Source organism: Streptomyces tailanensis (assembly GCF_008386495.1).
Classification (GTDB): Bacteria; Actinomycetota; Actinomycetes; order Streptomycetales; family Streptomycetaceae; genus Streptomyces; species Streptomyces tailanensis.
Window position 1 is genome coordinate 41,593 of sequence record NZ_VTHJ01000003.1, and the last position, 15,665, is coordinate 57,257.

The following is a 15,665-nucleotide window of genomic DNA, read 5'->3' on the forward strand; positions in this document are numbered from 1 at the left end:
GGCCGTCGGTCGGACGGGCCCGTGGCTGTCAGTGGTGGGCCGTATGGTCTGTGCTCATGGAAAACAGCAGCGACGGCACCGGCGGCGGCACGGGTGGGACGGGTGGCGAGGGCGTTCGTGGCGGTGTGCGGGCCGCCGCGCCGCCGGCGTCGCTGTCGCCCTCGCGCGCCAGTGACTTCATGCAGTGCCCGTTGCTCTACCGGTTCCGGGTGATCGACCGGCTGCCGGAGAAGCCGAGTGAGGCGGCGACGCGCGGCACGCTGGTGCACGCGGTGCTTGAGCGGCTGTTCGACGCGCCGGCGGCGGAGCGGACGGCGCCGCGGGCCAAGTCGTTGGTGCCGGGGCAGTGGGACCGGTTGCGGGAGACGCGACCGGAGGTCGTGGAGCTGTTCGCGGACGACCCGGAGGGCGAGCGGCTGGCCCGTTGGCTGGGCGAGGCGGAGCGGTTGGTGGAGCGCTGGTTCACCCTGGAGGATCCAACGCGGTTGGAGCCCGCCGAGCGCGAGTTGTTCGTGGAGGCGGAGCTGGACTCGGGGCTCAGGCTGCGCGGGATCATCGACCGGGTGGATGTGGCGCCTACCGGTGAGGTGCGGATCGTCGACTACAAGACGGGCAAGGCGCCGAGACCGGAGTACGCGGAGGGCGCGCTGTTCCAGATGAAGTTCTACGCCCTGGTGGTGTGGCGGTTGAAGCGGGTGGTGCCGCGCCGTCTTCAGCTGGTGTATCTGGGGAGCGGGGATGTGCTGACGTACGACCCGGTCGTTGCGGATCTGGAGCGGGTGGAGCGCAAGCTGCTGGCGTTGTGGGAGGCGATCCGGGTGGCCACCGAGACGGGTGAATGGCGGCCGCGGCCGACCAAGCTGTGCGGTTGGTGCGACCACCAGTCGGTATGTCCGGAATTCGGTGGCACTCCCCCGCCGTATCCGCTCCAGGTGAGGTCGACCGAGTCGGTGGGTGGGCCGCAAGGCAGAATGGGCCCGGACTAGCCGAAGGAGACTTTCGTGGCCATCCGCGTCCTACTGGTTGACGATCAGCCCCTGCTGCGTACGGGCTTCCGGATGATTCTGGAGGCGGAGCAGGACATCGCGGTCGTCGGGGAGGCCGGTGACGGTCTCCAGGCGCTCGACCAGGTGCGGGCGCTGCAGCCCGATGTGGTTCTGATGGACATCCGTATGCCGCGGATGGACGGGGTGGAGGCGACGCGGCAGATCACCGGGCCTGGGCGGGACGGTCCGGCCAAGGTGCTGGTGCTGACGACGTTCGATCTGGACGAGTACGTGGTGGAGGCGCTGCGGGCGGGAGCCAGTGGGTTCCTGTTGAAGGACGCTCCGGCGAACGAGTTGGTGCAGGCGATCCGGGTGGTCGCGGCGGGTGAGGCGATGCTCGCGCCGAGCATCACGCGCCGGCTGCTGGACAAGTACGCGGAGCATCTGCCGTCGGGCGACGAGCCGGTGCCGGACACGCTGCACACGCTGACCGACCGTGAGGTCGAGGTGTTGAAGCTGGTGGCGCGGGGCCTGTCGAACGCGGAGATCGCGGCGGATCTGTTCGTCAGTGAGACCACGGTCAAGACGCATGTGGGGCATGTGCTCACCAAGTTGGGGCTGCGTGACCGGGTGCAGGCTGCGGTGTACGCGTACGAGAGTGGGCTGGTGCGTCCCGGCGCGCAGTAGACCGGGCGAGGTCTATGCCTCAACTGTGCGCCGAGGGCGCCCTCTTCGGGTGAAGGGGGCGCCCTCGGTGTCGTACGGGGGGTGTCGCTCGGGGGGGGGTGTCAGCCCTTGCTGAGCTCCCAGAAGCGGAACACGGTCGACGCGTCCAGGCAGTACTCGAGGCCGTAGACGTTGTCGCGGACGACGGCGTACTGCTTGGCCTGCCAGATGGGGATGAGGGGGACGTCCTCGGCGACGATGTTCTGCAGTTGGGCGTATTCCTTCTCCGTGGACGAACGCTCGCGCAGGGCGGCGGTCTTCGGGAGGAGGTCACCGGTGATGGTCTTGTTGGTGTAGTTGTTGCCCAGGACGTTGCCCTTGCCGAAGAAGGGGCCGGTGAAGTTGTCGGGGTCCGGGTAGTCGGGGATCCAGCCCTTGACGTACACGCCGTACTTGCCGTCGGCGATGTCCTTCTCGTACTGGTCGAACGGGACGGACTTCATGGTCGCCTCGAACAGGCCGCTGTCGTTGAGCTGCCCCGCGATGGCCTCCAACTCCTGGTCGGTGGAGGGGCCGTAGCGCGACGGCGTGGACCAGAGGGTCAGCTTCACCTTGCCGGTGATGCCGTCGGCACGCAGGGCCGCCTCGGCCTTGTCCTTGGAGGGGCGGGCGCCGTAGGTGTCGAAGAAGGCGGTGTTGTGGCCGGTGATGCCGGCCGGGATGATCGAGTACAGCGGTGTGGCGGTGTCCTGGTAGACCTCGCCGACGAGGGCCTCGCGGTCGAGGAGGTGGGCGATGGCCTGGCGGACGCCGAGCTTGCCGGTGACCGGGTCGTCCATGTTGAAGACCAGGTGCTGCACCTCGGCGCCGGTGCCGTCGACGATGTCGACGCCGCTGGCGGTGGAGGTGTCGGTCTCGATGTCGGAGATGTCGGCGGCGCTGAGGCCGCGGTAGGTGACGTCGACCTCGCCCTCCAGGAGGGCCTTCTTGAGGGCGTCCTGGTCGCCGTGGAAGAGCTTGAGGGTGACGCCCTGGTTCTCGACGTCGGCGGTGCCCTTGTAGTTCTCGTTGACGGTGAAGACGGCCTCGTCCTCGCCGAAGGACTCCAGCTTGTACGGGCCGGAGCCGACGGCCTCGCCGTCCTCGCGGAGGCCGTCGGCGTCGTAGGAGCTCTCGTCGACGATGGAGCCGGCGCCGGAGGCTATCTTGCTGGGGAAGGTGGCGTCGGCGTACTTGAGGTTGAAGCGGACGGTGTTGTCGTCCGGGGTCTCGACGTTGTCGAGCATGGGGAACATGATCGCGGGACCCTCGGGGTCGTTGATCTTCAGCATGCGGTCGAAGGAGAACTTGACGTCCTTCGCGGTGAGGGCTTCACCGTTGCTGAACTTCAGGCCGCTCTTGAGGGTGCATTCGTAGACCGTGGTCCCCGTGCCCCTGAAGTCGCACTCCTCGGCGAGGTCCGGCTCGGGCTCGGTGGCGCCGTTGGGGAAGCTCAGCAGGGACTGGAAGACGTTGTTGAAGAGCAGCCAGGACCCGGGGTCGTAGCCGGAGGCGGGGTCGGTGGCGAGGACGTCGTCGGACATCCCCATCACCACGTTGGAGCCGGAGCCGCCGGTTCCCCCCGTCTCGGAGCCGCAAGCGGTCAGCAGGCCGGCGGCCAGCCCTGTCGCGATGGTGAGGACGGGCCACTGGGTGCGCATGTTCACGTATGAGTGCCTTGGTGTCGTCGGGTGGTGTCTTACGACGCGCCGGGCTCCCCCGGGGACCAGCGCGTAGGGGTGAGGTCGGGTCAGTTGCCCATGCCGCGGCCGAGTTCCCACAGTTGGAGCGTCGAGGCGGAGTTGAGGGCGTATTCGGCGCCGGTGATGTCGTCGCGGGTGGCGACGTACTGCTTGCCCTGCCACAGGGGCAGGAGCGGCACGTCGTCGGCGACGATGTCCTGGATGCGGGTGAGGCTCTCGGAGGCGGTGAGGCGGTCGGCCTGGCGGCGGGAGGCGGGGATCAGCTCGCCGCGGATCTCACTGTTGGCGTACGGCGAGCCGAGGAAGTTGTCCTTGTCGAGGAAGGGCGCGAGATAGTTGTCGGCGTCCGGGAAGTCCGGGAACCAGCCCATGCCGTAGACGGCGTACTCGCCTTCCTTTTCGGCGGGGCGGAACGTCGACCAGGGCGTGCCCTTGATGTCGACGTCGAACAGGCCGCTGTCGTTGAGCTGCTTCTTCAGCAGCTCGAACTCCGTCTTCGTGGCCGATCCGTAGTGGTCGGTCGTGTAGTGCAGGGTGAGCTTCACCGGGGTGGTGATGCCGGCCTTCTCCAGGGTCGACTTCGCTTTGGGGGCGCTCGGGTCGCCGTACTTGTCGAGGAACGAGTCGGAGTGGCCGATGATGCCGGCGGGGACCAGGGAGAAGAGCGGCTCGGCCTGGGAGCCGTACACCTTGGAGACCAGTTCGCCGCGGTCGATGACCTGGGCCATGGCCCGGCGGACGGCGGTGCTCTTCACCGGGGAGGCCTCGGTGTTGAAGGCGAGGTAGCGGATCTCCAGGCCGGCGGACTCGATCAGGTCGATGTCGTTGTCGTCGGATTCGTCGAGCTTGGCGATCTGTTCCGGCGTCATGCCGCGGGTCATCAGGTCGATGTCGCCGTTTTCGAGGGCGGTGCCCATGGCGTCGGCGCTCGCGAAGGAACGCAGTTCGACCTGGTCGTTCTTCGGATCCAACTGGCCTTTGTAGTTCGGGTTCTTGGTGAGAACGGCCTTGACCAGTTCGTTGTTCTCGACCTCGGCGTCGAGGGTGTAGGGGCCGGAGCCGTCGACCTCGAAGCCGTCGCGGAGCTTGTTCTTGTCGTAGTCGGCCGGGTTGACGATGCCCGCGACCGGTGTGGACAGCTTGTACGGGAGGGTCGCGTCGGGGCTGTTGAGGTGGAAGATCACCTCTTTGTCGCCCTTGGTCTCGACGAGGTCGATGGTGGACAGCAGGGCGAAGACGCCGCTGTCGGCCTTGAGGGAGCGGGCGCGGTCGATGGAGAACTTCACGGCCCCGGCGGTGATGGGGCTGCCGTCGGCGAACTTCAGATCGCTGCGCAGGGTGCAGACGTAGCGCTCGTGGCCGGTGTCGGTGAAGCGGCAGTCGGAGGCGGCCTCGGGTTCGGGTTCGCCGTCGCCGCGGGACTGGACCAGGAGCGTCTGGACGGTCTGGCGGAGGATGTTCCAGGTGCCGACGTCGTAGGCGTAGGCCGGGTCGATGGGGGCCGGGGAGTCCGTCGAGGCGGTGAACCGGTCGGTGGTGCCGACGACGATGGTGTCGCCGCTGCCGCCCTCGCTGTCGGTCGCGCCGCAGGCGGCGAGGACCGGGGCGAGCAGACCGATCACGACCGGCAGCACCAGGGTCTTGCGGTTCATGCTCGTGTTACTCCTGAGCTGTGTTCCGAGACGGGTGCCGGCGGGGTGGTGCGAGCGCGTCACGGAATGTACGGCGATGTTCTCGCGTCGAGATTAGCCCGCTTGATCGAAGTGGCCCGCGCGCACCGGAGTCGGGGTCCCCTCACGCTGTGAAACCGGGTGCGAACGGAAATGGTGTAGCCCCCACGGAATGTTTGGGTGCACCCTTCACCAATCGGGACACAAGGGCGCGCCGAGCGCCCCTGAACGCGGGGATTGGGCGCCCCTGAAGGTAGCCTGGAGCCCTTTTCGAGTGGTAAATGTCACAGCCGGAAAGGGCTTCCCAGATGCGGGAATTCAGTCATTCCCGGCCGACTGTTCGGCCGACTGAATTTCCCGGGCCGAGGCCTGTCGGCGATCTTGGAATTTATTGCACTTTCAATTGACCGAGGCCGCCATCAGCCCGCGCAGGAATGACAGATCGACCTCTTCCAGCGAGGTCACGACGGTGCGCCGGGCGGCGGGGGTGATGGGGGCCACGGACGGGACGGCGACCACATGGCAGCCCGCGGCCTCGGCGGCGGCGACACCGGTCGCGGTGTCCTCGATGACCGCGCATCTGGCCGGGTCCGCGCCCAGCCCGGCGGCCGCCAGAAGATAGGGGTCGGGGTGCGGCTTGGTCCGCTCCACCTCGTCGCCGGCGACCGTCAGCGCGAAGTGCTGGGGGCCGAGGGAGGTCAGGACGCGGTCGATGATGCGCCGGTGCGAGGCGGAGACCAGAGCGGTGGGGATGCCGTGCGCGGCGAGTTCGGCGAGGAGTCTGGCCGCGCCGGGCATCAGCGGCAGGGCGTGGCCGATACGGGCCTCGAAGCCGTCGTTGAGGAGCACGGACAGCTCGGCGAGGGTGATGTCGGCGCCGGTGGCCTCGATGAGGAAGCCCGCGCTGCGGCTCATGGGGCCGCCCACCACGACATGGCGCCAGGTCTCGTCGAGAGTGTGGCCGAGGCCGGCGAAGATCTCGACCTCCACGTCCCACCAGAAGCCCTCGGTGTCCACCAGGGTGCCGTCCATGTCGAGGAGCACGGCCTGAAGAGCGGAGCCTTCGGCCGTACGGGTTCCGAGCGCGGGGATCGTCGTGGTCATCCGGCGCACCTCCTTGTGGGGCGAGCAGGCCGGTTCCCGGATGGGGAACCGGCCTGCGGTGGATCGACCAGTGTACGACTCCGCCAGGGGAAGCGCTCTTGTTTGTCGTACGAGCACGGGGGAACCCGGGGTACTTACCGGCCCCGGCCCCGGCACACGTTGAGTGACCGGCCTAGCGGGCGTTGAAGTACTTGGCGTCGGGGTGGTGGATCACAATCGCGTCCGTGGACTGCTCGGGGTGGAGCTGGAACTCCTCGGAGAGCTGTACGCCGATCCGCTCGGGCTGGAGCAGTTCGGCGATCTTGGCGCGGTCCTCCAGGTTGGGGCAGGCGCCGTAGCCGAGGGAGAAGCGGGCGCCGCGGTACTTGAGGTCGAACATGTCCTCGATGGCGGCCGGGTCCTCCCCGGCGAAGCCCAGCTCCGAACGCACCCGCGCGTGCCAGTACTCGGCGAGTGCCTCGGCCAACTGCACGGACAGGCCGTGGAGTTCGAGGTAGTCGCGGTAGGAGTTGGACTCGAAGAGCTTGGCGGTCTCCTCTCCGATGCGGGAGCCGACGGTGACGACCTGGAGGCCGACCACGTCGGTCTCGCCGGACTCCTCGGGGCGGAAGAAGTCGGCCAGGCACAGCCGGCGGCCACGGCGCTGGCGGGGGAAGGAGAAGCGCGTACGTTCGTTGCCGGCGTCGTCCAGGATGATCAGGTCGTCGTCCTTGGACACGCACGGGAAGTAGCCGTAGACGACGGCCGCTTCGAGGAGGTTCTCGGTCTGCAGCTTGTCCAGCAGACCGCGCAGCCGGGGCCGGCCCTCGGTCTCGACGAGCTCCTCGTAGGTCGGTCCGTCGCCGGTGCGGGCCTGCTTGAGGCCCCACTGGCCCTTGAACAGGGCGCCCTCGTCCAGCCAGGTCGCGTACTCCTTGAGCTGGATGCCCTTGATGACGCGGGTGTCCCAGAACGGCGGCGTCGGCACGGGGTTGTCGGTGGCGACGTCGGAGCGGACGTGGCCTTCCTCGGGCCGCTCCTCGACCACCGTCTGCGCGGCGGCGGCACGGACCCGGCGCTGCTTCAGCTCGGGCAGCTTCGCGCCGGGCACACCGCGCTTGACGCCGATGAGGGCGTCCATCAGGCGCAGGCCCTCGAAGGCGTCGCGGGCGTAGCGAACCTCGCCCTCGTAGATCTCGTGCAGGTCCTGCTCAACGTAGGCCCGGGTCAGGGCGGCGCCGCCGAGGATGACCGGGTAGTCGGCGGCCATGCCGCGCTGGTTCAGCTCCTCCAGGTTCTCCTTCATGATCACCGTGGACTTGACCAGGAGGCCGGACATGCCGATGACGTCGGCGCGGTGCTCGGCGGCGGCTTCCAGGATCGCGGAGACCGGCTGCTTGATGCCGAGGTTGACGACGTTGTAGCCGTTGTTGGAGAGGATGATGTCGACGAGGTTCTTGCCGATGTCGTGAACGTCGCCGCGGACGGTCGCCAGGACGATGGTGCCCTTGCCCTCGGCGTCCGACTTCTCCATGTGCGGTTCGAGGTGGGCGACGGCGGCCTTCATGACCTCCGCGGACTGGAGGACGAACGGCAGCTGCATCTGGCCGGAGCCGAAGAGTTCACCGACGACCTTCATGCCGTCCAGCAGGGTCTCGTTGACGATGTCGAGGGCGGGGCGGTCCTGGAGGGCTTCGTCGAGGTCGGCTTCGAGGCCGTTGCGCTCGCCGTCGATGATGCGGCGCCCCAGGCGCTCCTCCAGCGGCAGCGCGGCCAACTCCTCGGCCTTGCCCGCCTTCAGGGACTTGGCGGTGGCGCCCTCGAACAGTTGCATCAGCTTCTGGAGCGGGTCGTAGCCCTCGCTGCGGCGGTCGTAGATGAGGTCGAGGGCGGTCTGCACCTGCTCCTCGTCGAAGCGGGCGATCGGCAGGATCTTCGAGGCGTGGACGATCGCCGAGTCGAGACCGGCCTTCACGCACTCGTCGAGGAAGACGGAGTTGAGCAGGATGCGGGCGGCCGGGTTGAGGCCGAAGGAGATGTTCGACAGGCCGAGGGTGGTCTGGACGTCCGGGTGGCGGCGCTTGAGTTCGCGGATCGCCTCGATGGTGGCGATGCCGTCCTTGCGGGACTCCTCCTGACCGGTGCAGATGGTGAAGGTCAGGGTGTCGATGAGGATGTCCGACTCGTGGATGCCCCAGTTGCCGGTGAGGTCGTCGATGAGCCGTTCGGCGATCTCGACCTTCTTCTCCGGGGTACGGGCCTGGCCCTCCTCGTCGATGGTCAGCGCGATCAGCGCGGCGCCGTGTTCCTGCGCGAGCTTGGTGACCTTGGCGAAGCGGGACTCCGGGCCGTCGCCGTCCTCGTAGTTGACGGAGTTAATGACCGCGCGGCCGCCGAGCTTCTCCAACCCGGCCTGGATGACGGGGACTTCGGTGGAGTCGAGGACGATGGGGAGGGTGGATGCGGTGGCGAAGCGGCCGGCCAGCTCGGCCATGTCGGCGACGCCGTCGCGGCCCACGTAGTCGACGCAGAGGTCGAGCATGTGGGCGCCCTCGCGGATCTGGTCGCGGGCCATCTCCACACAGTCGTCCCAGCGGCCGTCCAGCATGGCTTCGCGGAACTTCTTCGAGCCGTTGGCGTTCGTACGCTCGCCGATGGCCATGTACGCGGTGTCCTGGCGGAACGGCACGGTCTGGTAGAGGGAGGCGGCGCCGGGCTCGGGGCGCGGGTCGCGCTCGCCGGGGGTGAGGTCCCGGACGCGCTCGACGACCTGGCGCAGATGCTCGGGGGTGGTGCCGCAGCAGCCGCCGATGAGGGAGAGGCCGTATTCGCGGACGAAGTTCTCCTGGGCGTCGGCCAGTTCCGGGGCCGTGAGCGGGTAGTGGGCGCCGTCCCTGGTCAGCACCGGCAGGCCCGCGTTCGGCATGCACGACAGCTGGATACGGGAGTGCCGGGACAGATAGCGCAGGTGCTCGCTCATCTCGGCGGGCCCGGTCGCGCAGTTCAGGCCGATCATGTCGATGCCCAGCGGCTCCAGAGCCGTCAGCGCCGCGCCGATCTCCGAACCGAGCAGCATCGTGCCGGTGGTCTCCACCGTCACCGACACGATCAGCGGGACGTCGTACCCGACGGTCTGCATGGCCCGGCGGGCGGCGAGAACGGAGGCCTTGGTCTGGAGGAGGTCCTGTGTGGTCTCCACCAGCAGCGCGTCGGCACCGCCCGCCAGCAGGCCCTCGGCGTTCTGCTGGTAGGCGTCGCGGATGGCGGTGAAGGTGGTGTGGCCGAGGGTGGGCAGCTTGGTGCCGGGACCGATCGAGCCGAGCACCCAGCGCTGCCGGCCGTCGCGTGCGGCGTACCCGTCCGCCGTCTCGCGGGCGATGCGGGCACCGGCCTCGGACAGCTCGGCGGTGCGCTCAGCGATGTCGTACTCGCCCAGGGCGGTGAGGTTCGCGCCGAAGGTGTTGGTCTCCACGCAGTCCACGCCCGCGTCGAAGTACGCGGAGTGCACCGAGCGGACGATGTCCGGGCGGGTCACGTTGAGGACCTCGTTGCAGCCCTCCAGCTGCTGGAAGTCGTCCAGGGTCGGGTCCTGTGCCTGGAGCATCGTGCCCATCGCGCCGTCGGCGACCACCACGCGGGTGGCGAGGGCCTGGCGCAGTGCGTCGGATCGGGCCCGCCCGGCGGAGGCTGTGGACGAAGGGGACGTGTGCGGCGACGAGGCCATGAAGGTGCTCCCTGGAGTGCGACGGCTGTCGGCTTTGCGTCTTCCCATGGAAGTCGGTGGAAGGCGCACGCCGTCAGGGTAGCCCGGCGCGCCCGCGGACGGTCAGGGGCGTCCACGGGGCGGACGAGTGTGGCGTACACGGCGAGGTGCGGTTTACTCCGACGACGAACGGACGACAGGCGCGAGGCGGGCACGGTACGGGCACCTGACGCGCACGCGATGAACAGCGGACATGCACCTAACGGGCACGGGGCGAACGCCGAACGGGCACGGGGCGAACGCCGAACGGGCACGGGCCCGTCACCGTAAACACACGTGAACCACACGTGGTGGCCCGCGTGGCCGAAAAGCTGTCGCCGGTTCATTGGCGGGAGGTCGGCAACGACCGGTAGTGTTCGACATTGCCGAACGTTGTTGCCGAACGTGGGAAGTTCATTCGCGTACGGCGGTCGAAGGGGACGGAGGGCAGGACGGCGATGGCACGGAACATCCAGTCGCTCGAACGGGCGGCCGCGATGCTGCGACTGCTCGCAGGCGGCGAGCGACGGCTCGGCCTGTCGGACATCGCCTCGTCGCTGGGCCTCGCCAAGGGCACCGCCCACGGCATACTCCGCACACTCCAGCACGAGGGCTTCGTCGAGCAGGACGACACCTCCGGCCGCTACCAGCTGGGGGCCGAACTGCTGCGGCTCGGGACCACCTATCTCGACGTCCACGAGCTGCGGGCGCGCGCCCTGGTGTGGACGGACGACCTGGCCCGTTCCAGCGGTGAGAGCGTCCACCTGGGCGTGCTGCATCAGCAGGGCGTGCTGATCGTGCACCACGTGTTCCGGCCCGACGACAGCCGGCAGGTCCTGGAGATAGGGGCCATGCAGCCGCTGCACTCCACAGCCCTGGGCAAGGTGCTGGCGGCGTACGATCCCGTGGCGCACAGCGAGGTCCTGGAGGGCGAGCGCAAGGCCTTCACCGAGCGGACCGTCTGTGCGGCGACCGACTTCGAGGGCGTCCTGGACATCACCCGCGCGCGCGGGTACGCGGCCGACGTCGAGGAGACCTGGGAGGGCGTCGCGTCCATCGCCGCACCCATCCACGACCGGCGGCGCATGCCCGTCGGCGCGGTCGGCGTCACCGGCGCCGTGGAGCGCCTCTGCCGTGACGGCGAGCTGCGCCCCGAGCTGATCGCGGCGGTACGGGACTGCGCCCGCGCGGTGTCGCGGGACCTGGGCGCCGGGCGGTTCTGAGCTGCCACGAGGGGGCCGGGACGCACTGGGCGTCCCGGCCCTTTCCCGTGCGCGCCCGTTCGGCCCTGTCCGCGCCCTCGAAGAGATCGACAGGGCCGATCGCTCAGTAACGATCGTGCTTTCGACAACACAACTCTTGACGCACCTGTAACGCCGGAGCAAGACTCCCGTCCATCGGTCGACATTGTCGAACGCTTACCGGCAATACGCGCTACAGTGTCACAGCGCCAAGGGCCGAACCTCTTCCCCTGGACGAAGGACAAAGGAGTCGCGGGTGTCCAGCTCCGACATCTTCATCGGCGAGACCATCGGTACCGCCATACTCATCCTGCTCGGCGGCGGTGTGTGCGCCGCCGTCACGCTGAAGGCCTCCAAGGCCCGTAACGCCGGTTGGCTCGCCATCACCTTCGGGTGGGGTTTTGCCGTTCTGACGGCCGTCTACACCTCCGCGCCGCTTTCCGGCGCCCACCTGAACCCGGCCGTGACCCTCGCGCTCGCGCTCAAGGACGACGGCATCGACTGGAGCCAGGTCCCCACCTACTGGGGCGGGCAGCTGCTCGGCGCGATGATCGGCGCCGCTCTGGTCTGGGTCGCCTACTACGGCCAGTTCCACGCCCACCTCACCGACAGGGAAATCGTCGGCGGTCCGGGCGCGGAGACCACGAAGGCCAAGGCCGTCGAGGCGCGGGAGACCGGCGCCGGCCCGGTGCTCGGCATCTTCTCCACCGGCCCGGAGATCCGGAACGCGGCGCAGAACATCGCCACCGAGGTCATCGGCACCGTCGTCCTCGTCCTGGCGGTGCTCACCCAGGGCCTGAACGGCGACGGCAAGGGTCTCGGCACCCTCGGCGCCCTGATCACCGCGCTCGTCGTGGTCTCCATCGGTCTCTCGCTCGGCGGCCCGACCGGCTACGCGATCAACCCGGCCCGTGACCTCGGTCCGCGTATCGTCCACGCCCTGCTCCCCCTGCCCAACAAGGGCGGCTCCGACTGGAGCTACGCCTGGATCCCGGTGGTCGGTCCCCTGATCGGCGCCGCCATCGCCGCAGGCGTCTACAACGTCGCATTCGCTTAAGGGCACCCAGAGCCGCCAGAGCCGCAGTCCTACGGAACGCTCAGCACGCGCCGTACGTACAGCCCGTTGACCAGTTGAACCTTCAGGAGCACATCGTGACCGACGCCCACACCGCCGGACCGTTCATCGCCGCGATCGACCAGGGCACCACCTCCAGCCGCTGCATCGTCTTCGACCGGGACGGCCGTATCGTCTCCGTCGATCAGAAGGAGCACGAGCAGATCTTCCCGAAGCCGGGCTGGGTCGAGCACAACGCCACCGAGATCTGGACGAACGTCCAGGAGGTCGTCGCCGGGGCCATCGAGAAGGCCGGCATCACCCGTGACGACATCAAGGCCATCGGCATCACCAACCAGCGCGAGACCACGCTGCTGTGGGACAAGAACACCGGTGAGCCCGTCCACAACGCCATCGTCTGGCAGGACACCCGCACCGACGCCCTCTGCAAGGAGCTCGGCCGCAACGTCGGGCAGGACCGTTTCCGCCGGGAGACCGGTCTGCCGCTGGCCTCATACTTCGCCGGTCCGAAGGCCCGCTGGCTCCTGGACAACGTCGAGGGTCTGCGTGAGCGTGCCGAGGCCGGCGACATCCTCTTCGGCACCATGGACACCTGGGTCATCTGGAACCTGACGGGCGGTGTCAACGGCGGCCACCACGTCACCGACGTCACCAACGCCTCCCGCACCCTGCTGATGAACCTGCACACCCTGCAGTGGGACGAGAAGATCGCCGAGTCCATCGGCGTGCCGTTGTCGATGCTTCCGGAGATCCGCTCCTCCGCCGAGGTGTACGGCGAGATCACCGGCGGCAAGCTGGGCGACCTGCTCGGCGGCATCCCGGTCGCCTCCGCGCTCGGCGACCAGCAGGCGGCCCTGTTCGGCCAGACCTGTTTCGCCGAGGGCGAGGCCAAGTCCACGTACGGCACCGGCACGTTCATGCTCATGAACACCGGCGAGAAGATCATCAACTCCTACTCCGGCCTGCTGACGACCGTCGGCTACCGGATCGGCGACGACAAGCCGGTCTACGCGCTGGAGGGCTCGATCGCCGTCACCGGTTCGCTGGTGCAGTGGATGCGCGACCAGATGGGGCTCATCTCCACGGCCGCCGAGATCGAGACCCTCGCGCTCTCGGTCGAGGACAACGGCGGCGCCTACTTCGTACCGGCCTTCTCCGGTCTGTTCGCCCCGTACTGGCGCTCCGACGCCCGCGGTGTGATCGCCGGTCTCACCCGGTACGTCACCAAGGCGCACCTCGCGCGTGCCGTCCTGGAGGCCACGGCCTGGCAGACCCGTGAGATCACCGACGCCATGACGAAGGACTCCGGCGTCGAGCTCGCGGCCCTCAAGGTCGACGGCGGCATGACCTCCAACAACCTGCTGATGCAGACCCTCTCGGACTTCCTGGACGCCCCCGTGGTGCGCCCGATGGTCGCCGAGACCACCTGCCTCGGCGCCGCCTACGCCGCCGGTCTGGCCGTCGGCTTCTGGACCAGCACCGACGACCTGCGCGCCAACTGGCGCCGGGCCGCCGAGTGGACCCCCCGCATGGACGCGGACATCCGCGACCGTGAGTACAAGAGCTGGCTCAAGGCCGTCGAGCGGACCATGGGCTGGCTCGAGGACGAGAACTGACGAGAGCTGACGAGAGAGCCCGGGAAGCTCTGATCCCGAAGCTCTGTCAGCGAAGCTCTGATGAGGAGTAAGAACCCGACATGACCAGTCAGTCCACCCTGCAAGCCCTGCCTGCCCTGGGGACGCGCCCGGCGTCCGGCTCGAACCCGACCCGTGCCGAGACCCGGGAGCAGCTCGCCAAGGCGTCGTACGACCTTCTCGTGATCGGCGGCGGCATCCTGGGCATATCCACCGCCTGGCACGCCGCGCAGTCCGGGCTCAGGGTGGCGCTGGTCGACGCCGGTGACTTCGCCGGTGCCACCTCCTCCGCCTCCTCCAAGCTGCTCCACGGCGGTCTGCGCTACTTGCAGACCGGCGCGGTGAAGCTGGTGGCGGAGAACCACTTCGAGCGCCGTGCGGTCTCCCGCCAGGTGGCCCCCCATCTCGCGAACCCGCTCACGTTCTACCTCCCCGTGTACAGGGGCGGGCCGCACGGCGCGGCGAAGCTCGGGGCGGGCGTCTTCGCCTACTCCGCGCTGTCGGCCTTCGGCGACGGCGTGGGGCACCTGCTGTCGCCGGCGAAGGCCGCGCAGGACGTGCCCGAGCTGCGCACCGAGAACCTCAAGGCCGTGGCCGTGTACGGCGACGACCAGATGAACGACTCCCGGATGGCCCTGATGACGGTCCGCGCGGCCGTCGAGTCCGGGGCGGTCGTACTGAACCACGCCGAGGTCACCGGGCTGCGCTTCACCAAGGGGCGCGTGACCGGTGCCGAGCTGCGCGACCGGCTCTCCGGTGACGAGTTCGGGGTCGACGCGCGACTGGTGCTGAACGCGACCGGGCCGTGGGTCGACCACCTGCGCAGGATGGAGAACCCGAACGCGGCCCCGTCCATCCGGCTGTCCAAGGGCGCGCACCTCGTCCTGAAGCGGACCTCCCCGTGGAAGGCCGCGCTCGCCACCCCGATCGACAAGTACCGCATCACCTTCGCCCTCCCCTGGGAGGACATGCTGCTGCTCGGTACGACCGACGAGGTGTACGAGGGCGACCCGGCGGACGTCGCCGTCAACGACAAGGACATCACCCAGATCCTGGACGAGGCCGCGTTCTCGATACGGGACCAGCAGCTCGACCGTGACCTGATCACGTACGCGTTCGCGGGGCTGCGGGTGCTGCCGGGCGGTCCCGGTGACACGGCGAAGGCCAAGCGGGAGACGGTCGTCACCGAGGGGCGGGGCGGGATGCTGTCCGTGGCCGGTGGCAAGTGGACGACCTTCCGGCACATCGGGCGCACGATCATGAAGAAGCTGGAGGCGCTGCCGGGGCACCCGCTGGGTGAGGACTTCGAGCCGGTCTCCACGCTGCCGAAGAAGCTGCCGCTGCCGGGGGTCGCGAATCCGCGCGCGGTCGCTCACCGGCTGCTTGTCGACCGGCCCGCGCCCGGGCCCCGCATGGGCGCCGACACCGCACGGCATCTCGCCACGCACTACGGGTCCCTGGCCTTCGACATCGCCCGCCTCGCCAACGAGAACCCCGAGCTCGGCGAGCGGGTGCACCCCGACGCGCCGGAGATCTGGGCACAGGTCGTGTACGCGCGGGACACCGAGTGGGCCGAGACGGTCGACGATGTGCTGCGGCGGCGTACGACGCTGACGATCCGAGGGCTGGCGACGGACGTGGTCCGTGCGAAGGTCCAGGACCTGCTCGACAAGAAGTAGGCCCTCGACAAGAGACAGGCCCAAGTAGGCCCGTAGGCCAAGGGGGCGGCTCCACATCGACAGGCCGGTGGAGCCGCCCCTTTCCCGCGTCGTGTAAAGCCCCTGATGAAGGCCCCATAATGGCCTGAGACATCGGATGTCTGAACG

The 15,665-nt window shown here is 68.8% G+C and carries 10 protein-coding genes; 6 read left to right on the forward strand and 4 right to left on the reverse strand.

Going from position 1 to position 15,665, the window contains the following annotated elements:
- The first annotated feature begins 56 nt into the window (after positions 1-56).
- Positions 57-986, forward strand: coding sequence for a RecB family exonuclease (locus tag F3T56_RS03865; RefSeq protein ID WP_149823248.1), 930 nt, complete (start codon positions 57-59; stop codon positions 984-986).
- A gap of 15 nt (positions 987-1,001) precedes the next feature.
- Positions 1,002-1,673, forward strand: coding sequence for a response regulator (locus F3T56_RS03870; protein ID WP_149823249.1), 672 nt, complete (start codon positions 1,002-1,004; stop codon positions 1,671-1,673).
- Between the two features lie 101 nt (positions 1,674-1,774).
- On the opposite strand, the gene F3T56_RS03875 is transcribed toward F3T56_RS03870, so the two are convergent.
- The 4 genes from F3T56_RS03875 to metH all read right to left on the reverse strand — a co-directional run bounded on the left by F3T56_RS03875 (position 1,775) and on the right by metH (position 9,871).
- Positions 1,775-3,358, reverse strand: coding sequence for an ABC transporter substrate-binding protein (locus tag F3T56_RS03875; RefSeq protein ID WP_149823250.1), 1,584 nt, complete (start codon positions 3,356-3,358; stop codon positions 1,775-1,777).
- Between the two features lie 83 nt (positions 3,359-3,441).
- Positions 3,442-5,046 carry an ABC transporter substrate-binding protein gene (locus tag F3T56_RS03880; RefSeq protein WP_149823251.1) on the reverse strand — a complete coding sequence of 535 codons (1,605 nt, stop codon included), beginning with the start codon at positions 5,044-5,046 and terminating at the stop codon, positions 3,442-3,444.
- 417 nt (positions 5,047-5,463) lie between these two features.
- Entirely contained in the window at positions 5,464-6,168 is a 705-nt protein-coding gene (locus F3T56_RS03885; protein ID WP_149823252.1) for an HAD family hydrolase, read from the reverse strand.
- Positions 6,169-6,340: 172 nt separating this feature from the next.
- Positions 6,341-9,871, reverse strand: a complete 3,531-nt coding sequence (gene metH, locus F3T56_RS03890; protein WP_149823253.1) for a methionine synthase — start codon at positions 9,869-9,871, stop codon at positions 6,341-6,343.
- A 476-nt stretch (positions 9,872-10,347) separates the two neighbouring features.
- On the opposite strand from metH, the gene F3T56_RS03895 reads away from it, so the two are divergent.
- From F3T56_RS03895 to F3T56_RS03910, 4 genes are all read left to right on the forward strand, one after another.
- The gene (locus F3T56_RS03895) at positions 10,348-11,112 is read left to right on the forward strand and encodes an IclR family transcriptional regulator (RefSeq protein WP_149823254.1); all 765 of its coding nucleotides are present in this window, start codon (positions 10,348-10,350) and stop codon (positions 11,110-11,112) included.
- 274 nt (positions 11,113-11,386) lie between these two features.
- A complete protein-coding gene (locus tag F3T56_RS03900; protein ID WP_149823255.1) occupies positions 11,387-12,187 on the forward strand; it encodes an MIP/aquaporin family protein in 801 nt (266 codons plus the stop codon).
- A gap of 95 nt (positions 12,188-12,282) precedes the next feature.
- Positions 12,283-13,821 (forward strand): glycerol kinase GlpK, encoded by a 1,539-nt coding sequence (gene glpK / locus F3T56_RS03905; RefSeq protein ID WP_149823256.1) that lies wholly within the window; start codon positions 12,283-12,285, stop codon positions 13,819-13,821.
- 80 nt (positions 13,822-13,901) lie between these two features.
- Positions 13,902-15,518, forward strand: a complete 1,617-nt coding sequence (locus tag F3T56_RS03910) for a glycerol-3-phosphate dehydrogenase/oxidase (RefSeq protein WP_149823257.1) — start codon at positions 13,902-13,904, stop codon at positions 15,516-15,518.
- Positions 15,519-15,665 lie beyond the last annotated feature (147 nt).